The sequence below is a fragment of the Marinobacter alkalisoli genome (genome assembly GCF_045449795.1).
In the GTDB taxonomy this organism is placed as follows: domain Bacteria; phylum Pseudomonadota; class Gammaproteobacteria; order Pseudomonadales; family Oleiphilaceae; genus Marinobacter.
Genome location: NZ_JBJJLB010000005.1, coordinates 1 through 19,318, shown reverse-complemented (window position 1 = coordinate 19,318; position 19,318 = coordinate 1). Strand labels below are relative to the sequence as shown.

Genomic DNA, 19,318 nt, shown 5'->3' with positions numbered 1-19,318 from the left:
TTTGATAAGGAGATCAAAAAATGAGCTTTACTACGCACCAAAATTGGATCCATGGTTCTTACCAAAATGATCGAAATTACTATGTGAAACGGTTTGAAAACGAGCCCCTGGCATTAGGGGTTGACCTTTCTGGACTTCAGCCTCACCAAGACTCTGGGCCAGGAAATGGAACGTCTATTGGGGACAGTATAGCGATCGGGTATGGCTTAGATCTTCTTGTTCGGGATAATTCGGAGATTAATAGCATACTATCGGCCGCTGGGTTAGCAACGCTGTCGTCTGGGGATGAGTCGCTTCTTGGCAGTGTGCGAAAGATAAGGGATGTTTATTTGGGGCTATCATCAGTCCCGGTCGCCTCGACCGGCCAGGCTCAAACTTTACGGCAATACCTTGTTTCCGAAGCTAATGATTCGAATGTGGCTATTAATCAAACTGACTCTGATGCTTTAGTTTTTAAAAAGATAAGAGACGCTTACTCTTCTAATATTTCTTATTATTTTGCTAGCGAGGCAGATGCTACAAGTGTACTAAATGAGATTTTTTTAAAGTTTGAAAGTAGCCTAAGCCTAGCTTCGCTTTCAGAATCGAAAGAACGTGCTGCAATAATGTGCCAGTTATATCAGTTCGGTCCGTCAGGACTGCCAAGTACCTTATCCTTAGCTCAAGGATCTGACCCTAGAAAGCGTGTCAAGATATGGTGGGAGATGAGATATAACTCTGATGACGTTAATAATAGGCGACGCGCTGAATCCGATATGTTCGGTCTGTTCGATTCCGTCGATGGAACTTATCAAGGTGATGAACAGGATGCTCTTGGAGCTCTGGATTATCTGTATACAGATGGGTACTCTACTATTGTCTCGAAGGGTCAATTGTCAGATTTTAATGCGAACATTGGAGTCGTAAAAACCGGCCTTGAGTCGAAGTACGCCAATGGCAAGCCTGTAGATACCGTACTTTCGGATGTGGGGCATACAGGCCCGGTTGATGCCAATGTAGTAGCTCACTCAGGAGACGACCTCATATTTGCTAATGTCGCTGATGGTGGTGGAGGGAACGACTTTATTTATGCGACTGGCATAGGAGCCACCCTCAATGGCGGCACCGGAAATGACAATATCACGGGTTCTGATGGCGCTGACACCATAGATGGTGGTGATGATCAAGACGAATTGAGCGGGGGAAAGGGAGACGATACCTATGTTGTCGACAATATTGACGATACGGTAAATGAGGGGCATGCGGAGGGCAATGACAAAGTTGTATCTTCCGTGAACTTTACTCTTTCCCAGAATGTAGAAGATTTATTCCTTGTTGATGCGGCAGTTGAAGGCACAGGGAATAGTTTTGGCAACGTTATCAAGGGCAACAATTTTGATAATACGTTAATCGGTTTAGCTGGTCTTGATGTGCTCGAAGGCGCAGGTGGCTCAGATCGGCTTGAGGGTGGGAGTGACTATGATACCTACAAAGCCGATGACGAAGACACGATTCTGGACTCCGATGGCAAAGGCCTCGTTAAACTTAATGGCAAGGTTTTAACCGGCGGCTCACGGACAGAAGATGATCCCGAAGGTGTTTATAAAAATGGTAACGATACATATAAGCTGAGCGAAAACACGCTAACCATCAATGGCGGTTTAGTAATTGAGGAATACACGAAGAGCTCAAACGACCTGGATATCGAACTCAAAGATGAGGACGAAGAAGAGGATGAGGATCCCTCAACACCGTCTATTGATGATGCCGAAAATACCACTTCGCCGCTCATTCTGGACTTGGACGGCGACGGTATCGAAACAACGAGACTTCTCAATTTCTTCGATCATGACTGGGATGGCTTTCAGGAGAAGACAGGCTGGGTAGGCGCTGGAGATGGTTTTCTTGCAAGAGACTTGAATGGTGACGGCAACATTAACTCCGGTTTGGAGCTGTTCGGCAATAATACCCAACTGGAGTCTGGCGCAAAGGCCGAAAACGGGTTTCAAGCCCTGGATGATCTGGATAGCAATGAAGATGGTGTTATTTCCAGTGAAGACAGTGCGTGGGCCGAACTGAGTGTCTGGAAAGACAGCAATGGCAACGCAGCAGTAGATGATGGTGAGTTGTTGTCTCTGGACGAGCACGGGATCGCCAGCATCAATATCGATTACACGGATAGCAGCTTCGTCGATGCTCATGGCCATCAGCACCGTCAATCATCCAACATGACCATGACGGACAACACTGAACGTCAGGTTTCTGATGTCTGGTTCCAGGTTGACCACGCTCAGCGTCTGCAAGCCGAAACAAACCTTTCCGACGATATTTTAAGCCTCCCGGATGCGCAGGGCTTTGGCAAGGTGGCTGACCTTCGAACCGCCATGGCGGGGAATGAGACTCTAAAAGCTATGGTCGCGGACTATGTGGCCGAAGATGACTCCTCAAATCGGCACGCCATGATCGAAAGTCTGGTCTACGAGTGGGCGGGCGTTACGGATGTCGATCCTAATAGCAGGGATCCGTCTCGCATCTACGGTCACGTTATGGACGCCAGGCAGTTGGAAGCCTTGGAAGCTCTGGTTGGTAGAGACTACGTCGGAATTTGGTGTTGGGGAGAAAAAGATCCGAACCCTCATGGAAACGCTGCGCCTAAGCTGATCGCAGAATTCAACAAATTTGCTGATTTTTTTGAAGCTCAGCTCGTGGCTCAAACCCAGTATCAGGAGGAATTCTCCTGGATTCACGCAGGATTCAATACGAACGGAAAAAGCTTCATTGGTGATTTCGGTGCGTTCGAATCGCTGATTCTTGATCTCGAAAACCAGGGGGATCTCAATAAAATTTCTGGTCTGGTTGATATCGCAAGAGGGCTGGGAGCCTATTCCTCACGGTTTAGAGACAACCTGTCAGGGAGTTTTTCGGCAATCATAGCCGAGAAGCCGGTGCTGGCGGAGTTGTTGGACGGATCGTTCATTGAGGGAACGGAAGGTGGCGATAACCTCAGGGGTAGTAACGACTCCGACGTCTTGCAGGGAAAAGCTGGTGACGACTTTTTGTATGGAAACCGAGGCAATGATGTCTATTTCTTTCAGGAGGGGGATGGTTTTGATCGAATTCTTGACTCTGATGGCATTGACTCGATCAGGCTTGGTGCCGGTTACGCTTCTGACAAAGTAAAGGTATCGCGCGACGCAACGACGTTGTGGATTACCAGGCTCACGGAAAGCGGTTCGCCCAGTAATGACCAAATTCAAGTAGACAACTTTTTCAACTTCGATGGAACGTTAGATTCTCCCATTGAGAGCATCATATTCGACGAGGGAGAAACGTGGGATCTTGCCAGAATACAACAGGAGATCTTGGGAAGTATAGATCTTGATGATAATGACATATACGGGAGTGAAACTGGCGATCAGTTAAACGCTCTCGCGGGCAATGATGTGGTTTGGAGCTATGCCGGAGATGACGTGATTGATGGCGGCGACGGTGACGACCAGATCAATGCCGGAACCGGAGACGACACACTAGTCGGTGGCGAGGGAGATGATTCCCTTCTTGGGGATGAGGGTAACGATGAATACCTGTTTTCCGCCGGCCATGGTCAGGATGTCGTTAACAATTACGATGAAAATGACGCATCAGTCGATCGTATTCGATTTGATGAGACTATTAATTCGAATGACGTCACCTTGGAAAGAAGTGGAAATGATTTGCTCGTTTTCACTCAAGCGGATGACCAGATACTGGTTCGTTCCTTTTTCGAAGAGAGTGGAAATAGCGCTTTTGCCCTGGAGGGTATCGTCTTCAGCGACGGCACTTCTTGGGATAAAGATTATATCCTCGATGCGGTCAAGGTGGTTTCTGAGGGAGACGATGTTGTCATTGGCTATGACACCAAAGATGAGGTTATTGATGCTCTAGGGGGCAATGACAGGGTCCATGGTCGCGCAGGTAATGATGTCATTCGCGGTGGCAATGGGAATGACAGGCTCTATGGTCAAGATGGCAATGATCAGCTGTATGGCGGCAATGACACTGATCAGCTATACGGTGGAGAAGGCGACGACAATTTATTCGGCGATAGTGGAAACGACTCCTTACACGGTGACGATGGTGACGACTATCTGCATGGAGGGGATGGTGATGACATCCTGGCCGGCGGTCGGGGGCATGATCATCTCTTCGGTGGAGATGGCAACGACAGAATGATCGGTGGCCGTGGTGACGATATCTATTATTTTGCACAGGGCGGAGGTGTTGATCACATTGTAGACCAACAAGGCGAGCTGACTATTTATGTGTCCAACCTTGATCCAGAGCAAGCGGTTTATCGTCGTGAAGGCACTAATCTTGTCATTACGTTCGCCAATAACCCGGAATCAGACGCGATTTACATAGACGACTGGTTTGATCCTGTGTCCTATTTTGCGTATTCGGGTTTCTCCATCGGCATGAGCAATGGCGCTATCTCCTTCATGGACTCTTACGCAATTCAAGCCGCGACAATGAATGCGACTGAGCTGGACGATTCTTTGTTCGGTAATGCAGATCACAACTATATCGAGGGCTGGGGCGGAAATGATGCCATTTACGGCTTAGACGGTGATGACACGTTACGTGGCGATGGCGGGGATGATTCGGTTTTCGGTGGAGAGGGAAATGACGACATCGAAGGCGGAACAGGTGATGACGCACTCTCTGGCGGAGCTGGGGATGATGTCTACCGCTTCAGCAAAGGCGACGGGAACGACTCCATCCGCGACGCCTCTGGCCAGGACCGAATTGAATTCATAGATGTGGATTCGAGCGAGGTAGTGGTTCGCAGAGAGGGCGATCATCTTCGCATCACCATTCCTTCCAGTGGCGATTCCGTGCTGGTTGAAAACCACTTCAACGACACCGAGACGGATGCCCAAGTCACCAGCCTGGAAACCGTAGAATTTGCCGACGGCGTCAGCTGGAACTTTGATAATTTGGTTGCGAACGCCGTCGAAGGGACCGAAGCGGATGACGTCATCCAAGGCTTCAGCAGCGACGAGTCGATCAATGGCGGCGCCGGTGCGGACGAAATTTATGGCCACGAGGGCGCGGATACGATCCTCGGCGGTGCCGGGAATGATAATCTCGACGGTGGTGACGGTCAGGACACGCTGATCGGCGGCACGGGCAACGACGAGCTTCGCGGTGGCTATGCAGCCGATAGGCTGGAAGGCGGCGACGGCGCCGACACGCTCCATGGAGGTCAGGACGACGACGTTCTCCTTGGCGATGTCGGTAACGATGAGCTACACGGCGGCGCCGGCAACGACGAGTTGAGCGGCGGTGATGATGCCGATGAGCTCTTCGGCGACTCGGGCGCCGATACGCTGGCCGGTGGCGCAGGAGATGATGTTCTGCATGGTGGTAGTGGCGACGACACGCTGAGTGGCGATGCGGGTAACGATATCCTTCATGGCGACGGCGGCTTGGACACACTAACAGGCGGCGATGGCAACGATGAGCTTTACGGCACCGGCGAACTTTTCGGTGGCAATGGCGATGATGTTCTCGAGGGCCGTGGAACACTCGACGGCGGCGCGGGTAATGATCGGCTGCAAGGCAAGGGTTCAGACACGCTGCTGGGCGGCGCTGGCGATGATCTGCTGATTGCCAACACCGATGCCTGGCAGGAAACCGCTAACACCTTAGAGGGTGGTGCAGGTGCCGACCAGCTCTTCGGCTCCTACGGCAACGATGTGTACCGCTTCAATCTGGGCGATGGTCAGGATACTTTGATCGAGACACCCGATGGGGAGGCCTACAGTAATATTGACCCCTCAACCGACATTCTGGAGTTTGGCGCAGGTATTGCCGCTGATGATCTCAGTTTCACGCGTACTGGCAATGATCTGCAAATCAGCCATGCGAACGGCACTGACGGCATACTGATCAAGAACTGGTTCCAGGAGCCTACCGATCACTTCAAGGTCAATCGCTTTATCTTTGCGGATGGCACAGAGTGGTCCGATCTGGACGTTGAGGAAGCCTCGATCACGTTGGGGACCGGTGATCCCGATACCCTTACAGGCTATCGGCATCTCAATGAAGAGATCTACGCTGGAGAGGGTGATGACAAGGTTTGGGGGCGCACTGGGGATGATGTACTGCACGGTGAAGCCGGTGACGATTACCTGGACGGCGAAGAGGGTGATGATCACCTAATTGGTGGTGCTGGCGGCGACAACCTGGTTGGCCGCTCCGGCGCCGATACCCTGGACGGGGGGATCGGAAATGACACCCTCCAGGGTGGCGCGGGAGATGATGTGCTACTTGGCGGTGCTGGCGAAGATAGTCTGTTTGGCGGCGATGGTAACGATCAGCTTGATGGCGGTGCCGATGATGATTTCTTCGAGGCAGGTGCAGGAAACGATGTGCTCAACGGTGGCGACGGCTCCGATCAACTGAGTGGGGGCACAGGTGACGACGTGCTCACCGGGGGACTCGGAGACGACAAGTACGTCTTTGCTGCCGGTGATGGCCACGACACCATCCATAACTCAGACGGTGGCAACGACGGTGTGTTGTTCACGGGCGGAGCCACGGAAGATCGTATCAGTTTCACTCGTGACGGAGATGACCTTGTTCTCCTCATAGACGACGGAACTGAGGGAAGCGTACGAGTCGTAAATCATTTCCTCGGTGGCGATCACTCGATCGACTGGGTGCAACCGGATAGCGGCAACATGATTTCGACCTCCCAGATCAATCAACGCGTTGCGGCAGGCGAAACTGACGGTGACTACGATTCTGTCGTCACCGGTACCGGCGACGGCGAGCAATTGGCCGGCGGAAGTGGTCGTGATCTGCTTGAGGGCCTCGCGGGTGACGATACGCTGTTCGGCATGGGCGGTGACGACCAGGTGGAAGGCGGTGCTGGCGATGATCAGCTCTATGGCGGGAATGGTAATGGCACCGGCAGCGGCAATGATGTGCTCATTGGTGGCGACGGCAATGACGTCCTGGCCGGTGAAGACGGTGACGATACGCTGATCGGTGGTGCTGGCAACGACAGTTACTACTACAAAGCCGGCCAGGGTGTGGATGTTATCGACAATCAGGGCGGTGGCTCTGATGGGGTGTTCTTCCTGGATGGCCTTGACCGTAGCCGCTTGAGCTACCATCAAGATGGAAACGATCTTGTCATTCTTGTCGACGGTGACCTGGAGCAGCAAGTGCGGGTGACGGATCACTTCCTGGGTGGGGATAACGCGATTGCGTACGTCCAGCCTACCGATGGCGGTAATGCCATCATGGCCGGTGATATCGCAAACCTTCTGTCTGAGATGCCAAGCGGTACCAGTGATCCCGGTGATGGTACCGGAGATGGCTCTGGCGAAGACAGTGGTTCGGGTGATGGCGGCGATCAAGACACCGACCCGGATCCAGGCACGACACCGACGCCTGAGTTGGGCGGTGACGATGTACTAACAGGCAGCGCAGGTAACGATATCCTGATCGGCGGTGTTGGCAACGACACACTGGACGGCGGTTCAGGTAATGACCGGCTTGAAGGTGGCGTTGGAGATGACACCTACATCTTCACCGGTGGCCAGGATGTCCTGAGGGAAAGTGGCGGCGCTGATGTGTTGAAGTTTGGTGCCGGCATTACCTTTAACCAGGTTGCCTCCGGCTTGATGAAATCCGGTGACGATCTTGTTCTGCAGGTAGACGGTGGCCCAGATCAGGTTACGTTGACCAACTTCTTCCTCGGTGGCGAGTCTGTTATCGAAACCATTGAATTCGAGACCGGCGGCCAACTGACATCGGATCAGATATACGGCGCTTTTGGCCTGTCTGAGCCGACACCTGCTTCCGGATTCTCCCAGACGGTTGAGGGTACATCTGGTGACGATAGCGCATTGGACGGTGGATCAGACGCCGATCTGGTCCGGGGTTTCAATGGTGACGATGGCCTTTCTGGCGGTGCCGGAAACGACCGACTGGAAGGTGGCAACGGCCATGACACCCTCCGCGGTGGGCTTGGGGCTGATACTCTAATCGGTGGGCGTGGAAACGATATCTACCGGTTCAGCTCAGGTGATGGTCAGGATGTGATCGATAACGTGGGTGGCGGTAACGATACCCTGCACTTCGAAGACATCACCTTCAATCAGGTCGCCAGCGGCCTGATGAAATCGGGCAACAGCCTGGTGCTCCAGGTTGACGGAGGGGCAGACTCAGTAACGATCCGGGACTTCTTCTCCGGTGGTGACCAGTCCATTGACCTGATTGAGTTTGGATCAGGTGGTCAGCTTACCTCGGATCAGGTCTTCGGGGCCTTTGGGCTGAGCAATCCGGACCCGCAAGGGTCGCCAGACTATCAAGGATTGCCCGACGAGCGTGAATTCGGAAACGTGGTCAATGGTACGGCATCCGCTGAAACCATTCTGGCATCCTCCGATGCGGACTTCATCGACGGCGGTGCCGGTGATGACATCCTCGTAGGCGGCTTGGGCGATGACTATCTCCTGGGCGGCGAGGGCGATGATACTTACCAATTCGCGGGCGGTGACGGTCAGGACACGATCAATAACCTGTCAAATGGTGCGGGAAATGACCAGCTGCAGTTCGCATCAGGCATCGATGAGTCGCAATTGTGGTTCTCGCGCGACGGAGATGATCTGGTCACAAGTGTTCTGGGAAGCGATGACCAGGTACGCGTTCAGGATTGGTACAGCACCGATGCCCAGAAGTTGGACAGCATCCACACTGACGACGCCATGATCTCCGCTAGCCAGCTAGAGCAATTGGTAACTGCCATGGCGGCATTCGGCCAGCCTTCTGGCGGAGAGATGACATTGACCCCACAAGAGGAGAACCAGATACAAGCGACTATAGCGAGTTCGTGGCAACCCAGTGCTTGAGGCAGGTTAATACAGCCTGAGAAGCCGACAAAATAACCGCGACCTGGTTCGCGGTTATTTTTGTTACAGGCCCCGAGAGCCGAAAGGGGGTGTTGTCCGGTCAGTGCAGCAGGGGCTACAGATTTTCCATAGCTTCCGGCTTCAGGATAAACGGGTTCTCGTTACCCTGAAGCTCACTGACCTGACGATGGCGCGTCAGCTCGCTGTCGTCCGGCGGATCCATCCGGTTCCAGCTTTTAAAGACCGAAGACGCGCCGACCCAGGGCAGGTCGTAGGTGTCCACCATGTAGGCAACCGCTCGGGCGACATCGCCTTTCACCTTGCCGGGTGGCTCGAAAAACTGGGCACTTTCCCGGTTGCCACACTCATCCTCCCGTGCGCCTGCACTGAGTTCCTCGTAGCGGGCGTTGCGGCGACGCATTTCAACACGGCTGGTGACAGGCACCATGTTGTGGAGATCGGAGGCTATTTGGCGATAGCGGTCGTCCCGGTCACATTGGCTGGAGGTGCCGCAGCCCAGTGCGCTTCGGACTGCGGCGAGAGGGTATATGTGGCCATCCGTCATGGTGAACCCCTTGTTTTTAAAAGGGGTCTCGCAGAAGAAGGAGGTCCCCCCGTCGGCGTAAAGGGTTCCCCAGAACTGGTCCCGGACAACGCTGTCGGGATCACTGAATCGGGTGTTCTGACCGTTGGTCAGGGGTGGGGCCAGTAACAGTATGAGTGTAACGATTAAGGCACTTGTTTGGTTCATGCGTTCTTATACCCCGCTACAGGGGTGAGTGCCTTTGCCGATCAGGCCCAAACCCCATTACTTCAAGCGATCACGAATGCGCTGATACCCCGCACGAACCTCCTCTCCGAGCTGGTGGGCTGTCTGCCGGGCTTCGTGGGTGGCATCCTCGGCATCGTGAAGGATCTTGTCGAATTTGTGGCGAAACTTCTCCCAGTCCTTTTCCAGGTCGTCCCACTCATCCTTGACGTCTTCACGGGCGAGGTGAAGCTGGACGCGGGCCTCGTCACGATACTGTTTGATTTTTTCGGACAGTTTCTTGAGGTCATTCTGAAGCGTCATATGGAGCACCTCCTTTGACAGAGACTGTCTTAACAATGCTCCCGAACGTGAGAAGCTGTCAAGAGGGGGATTGGGTGCGCTGCAACCCTTCAGGCAGGGCGGGCCAGTAGGATGGCCATGTCTTCCAGATAGTGCCAGGGCGAGGAGGGGGCAAACCCCTTGGCGGCGCGATCGATATCGCTGCACAGTTCCAGGGCAGAGTGAAGCTGGGGGCGGGAAAGCCGGCGTGCGGCCTGCTCAATGGTACGCGCGCGTTGTGGCTGGAAGACGCCGCGTTGCTTGAGGAAGGCTGATGGGTTCTCACGTTGTGCAGTCGCTGCCCGCAGTTCCATGGTCAGGTTCAGGTCGCGGATCAGTACCGCCAGCAGCCCCAGAGGGTTTTCGCCTTCCTGTCGGAGTACCCCAATCATTTTGCGGGCGTGGGGAGCGCGCCCGGCCAGCAGTTCGGTTACCAGCTCGAATCCGCTGAAGCGGGAACTGTCCTGGACGGCCTGTTCGATCGCTTCTTCGTCGATGGTCTTGCCGGTGCCAAAGAGCGCGAGTCGGTCCAGCTCCTGGCTGGCAGCCAGCAGGTTGCCTTCCAGTTTCTCGGTGAGAATGTTCAGGGCGCCCCGGGTCAGGCTCAGGCCGCGGGATTTGGCGCGTTGTTGCAGCCAGCCGGCAAACTTGTCGCCATCCACCGGCCACACCGGAACATGCACGCCTTTGTTCTGCAGTTCCTTGTACCATTTCCTGCGGGTCTCGGCGGCATCAAGCCTGGCGCTTATCAGCAACAGGACGATGTCTTCGGGAGGATTCTGCAGAACCCGCTCCAGCACGGCACGACCGTCCCCGAGCTTGCCCGTCGGCAAGTGGATCTCGATGCGGCGTTTCTCGGCAAACAGGGACAGGGAACCAAATTCCTCACCCACCGTATTCCAGTCCAGCTGGTGATCGGCGTGGAAGGTCATGCGTTCCTGGAAACCGGCTTCCCGCGCGGCGCTGCGGACCTGGTCGCAGCATTCCTGAACCAGCAGGGGCTCATCTCCGGAAATCAGATAGACCGGTGCCAGGGATTTCTTCAGTAACTGGGGAAGCTGGGCCGGTTGGGTCTTCATAATCAGCGAGAGTCTTGCTCTTGATCGTCGGCCGCCTGTTCACGCAGCTGTTCTCGTAATTGGGTCACCCGGGCGTCCGTCAAGGGTGCAAGCCGGAAAATGATCTGCTGCGCCAGCCGTTCGTAGAGTTGCTGTCGCAGCTCTTCTTCTTCCCGTTGTTTGGCGAGCACATTGGTTTCATCGTAGCGATAGGTCTCGCTGCTGTTGAGGCTGGTTTCCGCAATCAGCGGCAGCTCATCACGGGTGAGCAGGTCCATTTTAACTGTCTGCCGCAGGGTGTACTCGGCGGCGGACGCCCGCACTGTAATGGCGCTGGCACGCCGGTCCTGCTGGAATCCGCGAAGGCGCAGGATATAGTCTGCCTGTTCGGGATCACGAACATCGATCTTGCCCAGTTCCAGTTGCTCCTTCACCGCGCGGCAAAGTTCCCCCGGTATCTGTTCAACGCAGGAAACTGCCAGCGGCTGAAGGCCGGGGGGAACCGGTGGCGCCCCCCGTAACTGAAAACCACACCCCGCCAGTACCAGGGACAGGAGCGCCGCCACTGGCAGTCTGACGTTGCGGAGTGGGTGAGGAGCAGTCATCTTAATTGGCCACCACGTTGACCAGTTTGCCCGGCACCACGATCACCTTGCGAACGGTCTGGCCCTCGGTAAAGCGCACCACGTTCTCGTTCTCCAGGGCCAGCTTTTCCAGGTCGGCCTTGTCGATGTCGGCGGGTACGTCGGCCTTGGCGCGGACCTTTCCGTTCACCTGCAGTACCACCTGGATCTGGTTGCGAACCATGGCTTCCCGGTCAGCCTGTGGCCATGTGGCATCCACGACGGGCGTTTCGTGTCCCAATGCCTGCCACAGACTATGGCAAATATGGGGCACGATGGGGGACAGCATCAACACTGCGACTTCCAGCGCCTCTTTGCGAACGGCACGGCTCTGGGGGCTATCGTCGGTCAGCTTTCCAACCTCGTTAAGCAGTTCCATGACCGCAGCAATAGCGGTATTGAAGGTGAGACGGCGGCTGATGTCATCGCTGACTTTGGCGATGGTTTCATGGGTCTTGCGGCGCAGATCTTTCTGGGCGTCGGTCAGGCTGTCCACGTCCAGCGCTGGCGTGTCGCCACCGGCCGCCAGTTCATTCACCATGCGCCACAGGCGCTTGAGGAAACGATGGGCGCCTTCCACGCCGCTGTCTGACCATTCCAGGGATTGTTCGGGCGGTGCCGCGAACATCATGAACAGCCGCACGGTATCAGCGCCGTGCTGATCAATAATCGCCTGGGGATCAATGCCGTTGTTCTTGGACTTGGACATCTTGGTGACGCCGCCAACCTCAACCGGCTGGCCGTCTTCCTTGTGGACCGCTCCAATAACCTGACCCTTGGCATCCCGCTCGACGGTGACGTCAGCCGGTGAAATCCAGGTCTTACCGCCATTGCCATCTTCGCGGTAGTAGGTCTCCGCCAGAACCATGCCCTGGCACAGCAGGCGGTTGAAGGGTTCAGAGCTGGTGACCAGGCCCACGTCCCGCAACAGTTTGTGGAAGAACCGGGCGTACAGCAGGTGCAGGATGGCGTGTTCGATACCACCGATATACTGGTCAACCGGGAGCCAGTAGTTGGCAGCGGCCGGGTCCAGCATGCCCTTGTCGTAGTTGGGGCTGCAGAAACGGGCGTAGTACCAGGACGACTCCATGAAGGTGTCGAAGGTGTCGGTTTCCAGGGTTGCGGCCTGACCTTCAAAGGTGGTCTTGGCCCACTCCGGGTCGGCTTTGATGGGAGACTGGACGCCATCCATTTCCACATCTTCCGGCAGGGCGACCGGCAGCTGGTCATCCGGGACCGGCCGTTCGGTGCCGTCTTCCAGGGTCATCATGGGAATCGGCGCACCCCAGTAACGCTGGCGGGAAACACCCCAGTCACGCAGGCGATAGTTCACGGTGCGTTTGCCGATACCGTTCTCTTCCAGGTAATCCGCAATGGCATCAAAGGCTTCTTCACTGGTCAGGCCGCTGTATTTGCCGGAGGACACCAGGGTGCCTTTTTCGGTAAACGCCTTTTCCTGTATGTCGATCTCGCGACCATCGAGGGCCGCGATGACCTGCTTGATTGGCAGGCGGTACTTCACGGCAAACTCGTGGTCCCGCTCGTCGTGGCCGGGAACGGCCATCAGGGCGCCGGTGCCGTAATCCGTCAACACGAAGTTGGCGACCCAGACCGGAATCTCTTCCTGGGTCAGGGGATGAATGGCTTTGAAGCCGGTATCGATCCCTTTCTTTTCCATGGTGGCCAGCTCGGCTTCAGCGATCTTGCTGTTGCGGCACTCGTCGACGAATTCCGCGACATCAGGGTGACGCTCCGCCGCGGCTTTTGCCAGCGGGTGCTCGGCGGCTACGGCCATATAACTGACGCCCATCAGGGTGTCCGGACGGGTCGTGTAAACGGTGAGGCCGTCATCCCCGCCTTTCAGCGGGAAGGTCAGCTCGGTACCGATGGACTTGCCGATCCAGTTGCGCTGCATGGTCTTGACCTGTTCCGGCCAGTCTTCCAGGTCATCCAGGTCGTTCAGCAGTTCTTCGGCGTAATCGGTGATACGGATAAACCACTGGGGAATCTTCTTCTGCTCAACCAGGGCGCCTGAGCGCCAGCCGCGGCCGTCGACGACTTGTTCGTTGGCCAGTACGGTCTGGTCCACAGGGTCCCAGTTGACCGTGGACATTTTCTTGTACACCAGGCCTTTCTCGTAAAGGCGGGCGAAGAACCACTGTTCCCAGCGGTAGTAGTCCGGCTTGCAGGTGGCCAGTTCGCGATTCCAGTCATAACCGAAGCCCAGCTGCTTGAGCTGATTCTTCATGTATTCGATATTGGCGTAGGTCCACTTGGCAGGCGCGGTCTTGTTGGCGATCGCGGCGTTTTCAGCGGGCAGGCCGAAGGCATCCCAGCCCATGGGCTGCATCACATTCTTGCCCTGCATGCGCTGGTAGCGGGAAATTACGTCGCCAATGGTGTAGTTGCGGACGTGGCCCATGTGCAGTTTGCCGCTCGGGTACGGGAACATGGACAGGCAGTAGTACTTGGGCTTGCCGGGCTCTTCCTTGACGGTGAAGGTGTTGTTCTCTTCCCAGAAAGTGCGGGCATTCTGTTCTACGTTACGTGGATTGTATTGCTCGTCCATTCCTGCCATTACCGAAATTACCTTGTGTGAAAAATAGAACCCTGTATCAAAATGATGTCCGGAGCGGGCCGGACATTCTAACGCACACGGAGGTTAACAGGTAGTCTGCCAAAAATCGTTTCATGTGCCAGACTTGTTATCAGGCGGGCAGGATCAGGCAGTTACCCCCTCTCCGGGACACGCTGTGGATACATCCCTGTACGCTTGACTGCAGCATCCATGCTGCAGACAGTCCCGGAGAGGGGGTAACTGCCTGATCCCCGAACCATAGTGAGGATTATATATGGCCGAGTCAGAACGCAGTCACCTATCCGGAAAAGCCCTGGAAGTCTACGACCGGATGCTGGAGCGGGTGCAATCGCGCCTCAACCAGTTACAGGAAACGTCCTACCAGACCCTTGAAGAGGAAGTTCGCAAAGCCGTTGAGTTTGAATACGAGCTGGAGGAAATGACTCGTGAGGAGGCGGACCTGCTGGGCGCCTATCTACAGCGGGATCTGGAGCACCTTATGCACTTCGTGGGGGAGACCGGCGAAGGGCTGACTGAGTGGTTACAGCTGGATATCGCGCTCCTTGAGCACCAGCTTGCGGATCGCCTGCTGTCCGTCGCGGACAAGACGCTGGTGGATACCCTGGAGCTGAGCCAGAAACTGGAGAACCAGGAGGCCGGCCATTACATTTCCGGCGAGGTAGCCACGGCCGGCATGTTCCAGTGCCTCAACTGCGGCCACATGCGCTGCCTGACCGCAACCAGTCACCTGGAGCCCTGCGAGGCCTGTGGTTCCCACTACTACGAACGGGTGACCAGCCGCTGGCCCCGTAGGTCGGATTAGGCGAAGCCGTAATCCGACACCAGAGCCAGTGTAGATCATGGTTTGGGAATCACCCGTTCGCGTACGAAGACTATGAGGATAAGCGCCAGGGTCAGAACCGGCCAGGAGCCGGTCTGCATATAGGGCGTGTTGCCGTCGGCGGAGAATACCTCACCGGTCAGGACCGCGCGTTTGAACTGGGGAATGGTCTCCGCCAGTTGCCCCTTGTGATCGATGATCGCAGTCACGCCGTTGTTGGTGCCTCGAAGCATGTATCGGCCGGTTTCCAGTGCTCGCATGCGGGCGATCTGCAAATGTTGCAACGGGCCGATGGAGTCGCCAAACCAGCCATCGTTGCTGATGGTCAGCAACAGGTCGGTGTTTCGGGCATTGCGGGCAACAAAGTCCGGGTAGGCCACTTCGTAGCAGATGAACGGCATGATGTGCGTGCCGTTGGCGATCAGGGGCGACTGGTTCGCCGGCCCGCGGCTGAAGCTGGACATCGGCAGATCGAAGAAGCCGATCAGCCCACGTAGCCATTGCTGCAGGGGCACGTACTCCCCGAAGGGCACCAGCTTCTGTTTGTGGTACATGCCTTCGCCATTGCCAATGGCCATGATGCTGTTGTGAAAGGTGAAATCCTCAGCCCGATCACTGAACCCATACCAGGGAATGCCGGTAATCAGGGTGCTGTTGTCACCCAGTTCCCCGGCGATGTGATCAATGATCTTGCCGGCCTGATCCTGGGGGATGGGAATGGCGGTTTCCGGCCACAGGATAAGGTCGGTGTCCCACTGGTCCTCCGTGAGCCCCAGATACACCACGATCTGGTCCCGCAGAAAATCCGGATCCCACTTGATCTGCTGGGGGATGTTGCCCTGCATGGAGGCAAACGTGGTGGCTTCGTCGCTGACGTCGGTCCATTCAATTTTTGACAGGGCCGGGCCGGTTACCCAGGGCAGGAGGGTTAGCACGGCGACGATCCCGGCATTGGCGGCGCGCTTGTTGAGGGCCAGCCACCACACGCCGTAGATAGCGACACCGGTGACCGTGATCCAGAATGTGATGCCATGCACGCCAATCAGTGGCGCAAACCCGCCCAGTGGTCCGTCCACATGGGCATTGCCGAGGTACAGCCAGGGAAAACCGGTCAGCAACCAGCCGCGCACCCAGTCGCCAAGAATCCAGATGGCGGGGAACAGCAACAGCCGACGCACCAGGCTCTCTTTCGCCAGCTTGCCCCAGCCCCAGAACGCGATGGCATGAAACAGCGCCAGGCCCGCGACAAACAGCGTCGTCAAAAGGATGGCGACGGGGATGGAGGTGTTGCCGTGTTCACTGATGCTGATGTAGACCCAGCTGGCGCCACTGCCAAACAGCCCCAGCCCGGCAAACCACCCGGCCCGGAAAAGCTTCCGGGGGGCGAGTGGAACGCTGACCAGCAGGATCAGAGCGATGGAAACGGGGCCCAGCCACCACCATTGAAACGGTGACAGGGTCAGGGTTTGCAGCGCGCCGGCAATGACGAGGGTAATGCCCCCCAGCCAGTTGTTGCCGGACAGGCGCGTATCGGGAAGTCGGGAATCGGTGTCGTTATTGCTCACTACGGGTTACCTGCAGCAGACGGATGACTCGGTTATCAGCGTTCGCAATAGTAAATTGCAGCCCGCCAAATGCAACCGATTCGCCTCGCCTGGGCAGGTGACCGAATTCTTTGAGTACCACACCGCCAATGGTGTCGAACTCCTCTTCATCCAGTTCCGTCTCGAAAAACTCGTTAAAGTCATCCACCGGTGTGACCGCTTTTACCGCAAAGGTGCCGTCGCCCCGGGCCTTGATGTGGGTTTCCTCATCAAAGTCGTGTTCGTCCTCGATTTCTCCCACGATCTGTTCCAGCACGTCCTCAATGGTAATCAGCCCGGCGGTGCCGCCGTACTCATCCACCACGATGGCCATGTGGTTCCGGTTTTCCTTGAACTCTTTCAGCAGCTGGTTCAGCCGTTTGCTCTCGGGCACGAAGGTTGGCGGGCGCAGTATTTCGCGAATGCGCGACCAGTTGACCTCATTGTTCAGGGCCAGTGGCAGCAGGTCTTTAGCAAGGAGTACGCCAATCACATCGTCCTGGCTGTCGCCAATAACGGGAAACCGGCTGTGGGCGGAGGAGATGATTTCGCCAAGAAACTCTTTTGGTTCCTGGGCCGCCTTGACGGTGACCATCTGGGAGCGGGGGATCATGATCTCATCCACCCGCATGTCGATCACCTGCATCGCGCCTTCGATGATGCTCATGGCATCGGCATCGATGATGTTCTCGGATTCCGCATCCCGCAGAATCTCCAGCACGTCCTCTACGGACTCAGGCCCGCTGGAAAAGGCCTGTGATATACGCTCCAGCCAGGACTTGCTGCCCTGACTGCGACTCGACTGATCGTCGCTCATGAGTCTTGTTCCGCTTCCTCTGATTCGTAAGGATTGCCATACCCAAGCTGCTTCAGCAGCTGGACTTCGAGGGCTTCCATGACCTCGGCATCGTTGTCTTCAATATGATCATAGCCCTGAAGATGCAGCATGCCATGTACAACCATGTGGGCCCAGTGGGCCTCAAGCTCTTTATGCTGGTCTTTGGCTTCTTTTTCAACAACCGGGGCACAAATGATGAGATCCCCGGCCAACGGAACTGTTATACCCGCTGGGGCCTCAAATGGGAAGGACAGCACATTGGTTGGCCCGTTTTTGCCGCGGTACTCGCCATTGAGCGCCGCGCTCTCGTCGGTATCGACAATACGGATGGTCACTTCGGATGGATCGTCTCCGAGCCAGGCACGCTGGGCCCAGCGCCCGAACGCGTTATCGTCAGGAATGCCCGGCGCCTCAAATACGCGTTGCAGATCTACTGTCAGCTCGCTCACTGGCCTGTTGCGCTCCCATCATCAAAGTGGTCATAGGCTTCAACTATGCGCTGCACCAGCGGGTGGCGAACCACATCCCTGGATTCGAAGCGCGTAAAACCAATACCGGAAACCTTGCTCAGCACGCCGGCGGCATGAATCAGTCCGGAATTTTGTCCCCGGGGCAGGTCAACCTGGGTTGTATCGCCAGTGATTACCGCCGTGGAGCCAAAACCAATCCGGGTCAGGAACATCTTCATCTGTTCCCGGGTGGTGTTCTGGCTTTCATCCAGAATGATGAACGAGTTATTCAGCGTACGGCCACGCATGAAGGCCAGAGGCGCAATCTCGATCACACTCTTTTCAATCAGCCGGGTGACATGGTCAAAGCCCAGCATTTCATAAAGAGCGTCGTATAGCGGGCGAAGGTACGGGTCCACCTTCTGGGCCAGATCGCCAGGCAGGAAGCCCAGCTTTTCGCCAGCTTCCACCGCCGGGCGAACCAGCAGGATACGTTTGACCTGTTCATCCTTAAGGGCTTCCACCGCACAGGCCACCGCCAGCCAGGTCTTGCCGGTACCGGCCGGACCAATACCGAAGTTAATATCATGGGTGCGGATATTGTGCACATACTTCTGCTGGTTGGCCCCGCGAGGCTTGGCCTGAAGCTTGGGCGTCTTGATGACGGTCACCGCGCCATCGTATGGCACGTCCTCGGGCAGCCGCTCGAAGCCGGTCTCACGGATGAACAGGTGAACGGTGTCCGGGGAAAGATCGTCTGTGGCTTCGGTTTCCCGGTAAAGATGGCGGATCACCTCCACCGCTGCGGCGACATGCTCGGTTTCGCCTTCCACCCGGAAATGGTGATTGCGGCGGCCAATCCTGACCTGCATGCGCCGTTCAATGTGCTTGAGATGCTCATCGAACTGGCCACAGAGGGTAGTCAGCCGATGCTGGTCGACCGGGTGCAGATCAAATTGTCTGGAATCGTTGGCTTTCAAAGGTGCTCCGTTTGTTTACTCCCCCGTTTTTGGTTGGGAGTGTGTCTGTCTGATAATTGGAGTATGGCCGCTGCGTGGTATCGCTTCCGCAGAGACGCTTGAAACATCCATGTGCGCTTAGTTCGGGCCATCCATGGCCCTCAATACTCTGCGGAAGCGATACCACGCACCGGCCTTTCAGACTATGTGCAGGCCTGATGCTAAAAAACAAGTAGGTCGGATTAGACGAAGTCGTAATCCGACAAAGTTCGCGGTTGCATGTTTTTGTTGGATTACGACTTCGTCTAATCCAACCTACGATCAAATCCATCTAGCTAAACTCTGCTCCAAGCATGCACGCTTAAAGTCAGCGGAGAGTGGTGGGAAGCCCCTCCCAAAAATTTCGAAGGCCAT

11 protein-coding genes are annotated in these 19,318 nt (G+C 56.0%); 2 read left to right on the top strand and 9 right to left on the bottom strand.

Features of this window, described 5'->3' with window-relative positions:
- Positions 1-20: 20 nt before the first annotated feature.
- Complete coding sequence (locus ACJO3M_RS01615; protein WP_406999110.1) at positions 21-8,885, top strand: calcium-binding protein; 8,865 nt, start codon at positions 21-23, stop codon at positions 8,883-8,885.
- A 115-nt stretch (positions 8,886-9,000) separates the two neighbouring features.
- On the opposite strand, the gene ACJO3M_RS01610 is transcribed toward ACJO3M_RS01615, so the two are convergent.
- The 5 genes from ACJO3M_RS01610 to leuS form a co-directional block, all read right to left on the bottom strand.
- Entirely contained in the window at positions 9,001-9,636 is a 636-nt protein-coding gene (locus tag ACJO3M_RS01610) for an endonuclease (protein WP_406999108.1), read from the bottom strand.
- 57 nt (positions 9,637-9,693) lie between these two features.
- Positions 9,694-9,957 carry a hypothetical protein gene (locus tag ACJO3M_RS01605; RefSeq protein WP_406999106.1) on the bottom strand — a complete coding sequence of 88 codons (264 nt, stop codon included), beginning with the start codon at positions 9,955-9,957 and terminating at the stop codon, positions 9,694-9,696.
- Positions 9,958-10,046: 89 nt separating this feature from the next.
- The gene (holA, locus tag ACJO3M_RS01600; protein ID WP_406999105.1) at positions 10,047-11,054 is read right to left on the bottom strand and encodes a DNA polymerase III subunit delta; all 1,008 of its coding nucleotides are present in this window, start codon (positions 11,052-11,054) and stop codon (positions 10,047-10,049) included.
- 2 nt (positions 11,055-11,056) lie between these two features.
- Positions 11,057-11,638 carry an LPS-assembly lipoprotein LptE gene (locus ACJO3M_RS01595; RefSeq protein ID WP_406999103.1) on the bottom strand — a complete coding sequence of 194 codons (582 nt, stop codon included), beginning with the start codon at positions 11,636-11,638 and terminating at the stop codon, positions 11,057-11,059.
- Between the two features lies 1 nt (position 11,639).
- Entirely contained in the window at positions 11,640-14,225 is a 2,586-nt protein-coding gene (leuS, locus tag ACJO3M_RS01590; protein ID WP_406999172.1) for a leucine--tRNA ligase, read from the bottom strand.
- A gap of 283 nt (positions 14,226-14,508) precedes the next feature.
- On the opposite strand from leuS, the gene ACJO3M_RS01585 reads away from it, so the two are divergent.
- The gene (locus tag ACJO3M_RS01585) at positions 14,509-15,057 is read left to right on the top strand and encodes a zinc ribbon-containing protein (protein ID WP_406988888.1); all 549 of its coding nucleotides are present in this window, start codon (positions 14,509-14,511) and stop codon (positions 15,055-15,057) included.
- Between the two features lie 35 nt (positions 15,058-15,092).
- Here the strand turns inward: ACJO3M_RS01585 and lnt are convergent, their stop codons facing one another.
- Genes lnt through ACJO3M_RS01565 form a run of 4 tightly spaced genes read right to left on the bottom strand, consistent with a single transcriptional unit; the run spans position 15,093 to position 18,925 of the window.
- A complete protein-coding gene (gene lnt / locus ACJO3M_RS01580; RefSeq protein ID WP_406999101.1) occupies positions 15,093-16,640 on the bottom strand; it encodes an apolipoprotein N-acyltransferase in 1,548 nt (515 codons plus the stop codon).
- Positions 16,630-17,475 (bottom strand): CorC family transporter, encoded by an 846-nt coding sequence (locus ACJO3M_RS01575; protein WP_406988891.1) that lies wholly within the window; start codon positions 17,473-17,475, stop codon positions 16,630-16,632. The genes lnt and ACJO3M_RS01575 overlap by 11 nt, the downstream gene beginning before the upstream one ends.
- Positions 17,472-17,945, bottom strand: coding sequence for an rRNA maturation RNase YbeY (gene ybeY, locus ACJO3M_RS01570; RefSeq protein WP_406999099.1), 474 nt, complete (start codon positions 17,943-17,945; stop codon positions 17,472-17,474). Before ybeY ends, ACJO3M_RS01575 begins: the two co-directional genes overlap by 4 nt.
- Positions 17,942-18,925, bottom strand: coding sequence for a PhoH family protein (locus tag ACJO3M_RS01565; protein ID WP_406999097.1), 984 nt, complete (start codon positions 18,923-18,925; stop codon positions 17,942-17,944). Before ACJO3M_RS01565 ends, ybeY begins: the two co-directional genes overlap by 4 nt.
- Between the last annotated feature and the right edge of the window lie 393 nt (positions 18,926-19,318).